General features: G+C 54.5%; 1 pseudogene. It reads left to right on the top strand.

The annotated features are described in order from the left end of the window. Window positions 1–77: 77 nt before the first annotated feature. Window positions 78–501 (top strand): annotated as a pseudogene (locus OU793_RS24920) (type II secretion protein); the annotation flags it as partial.

Below are 501 nucleotides of genomic sequence, written 5' to 3'. Positions count from 1 at the left end.
ACGATGGTTACACCATCGTCAATGCCGCGCTCACCGTGCAAACCTCGAATCTCAATGCGCCCAATCTGGGGCGCATCATGGACTTGCTTCAAGGCAGTAAAGCGCTGCTCGGACAAGACGTCATCGTCGAAGAGGTGCCGCAAAGCGTCATCGATGAGGCGCTGGCCATGTTCAGCGATACGCAGCATCAAACACTGAAAGAGCAAGGCGAGCAAAACGTCGTCGAACGTCAACTTCAAGCCCTGTGCCAAACCGCCGTAAATGAAAACAGCTCTGACGTACATGTGCTCACCACGCCTGACAGTACCTTGTTTTTACTGCGCACGGTGGGCGTTCGCCGCGTCATCAGTCGTTTCCACAACCACCAAAGCGCGCAAAACCAACCGCGTCAAGTGGGTTTGGCGTTGATTGATTACGTGTTCTCGACGCTCGGTGGGCAAGACATCAAATACACCCTGCCCGCCAATGACCGATTCAGCCTTCCGCTTAAAGTCGGCAATG

The organism is Vibrio sp. VP6 (genome assembly GCF_028823755.1).
In the GTDB taxonomy this organism is placed as follows: domain Bacteria; phylum Pseudomonadota; class Gammaproteobacteria; order Enterobacterales; family Vibrionaceae; genus Vibrio; species Vibrio parahaemolyticus.
The sequence above is the reverse complement of the archived record's forward strand: the minus strand, read 5'-3'. Positions and strand labels throughout refer to the sequence as shown.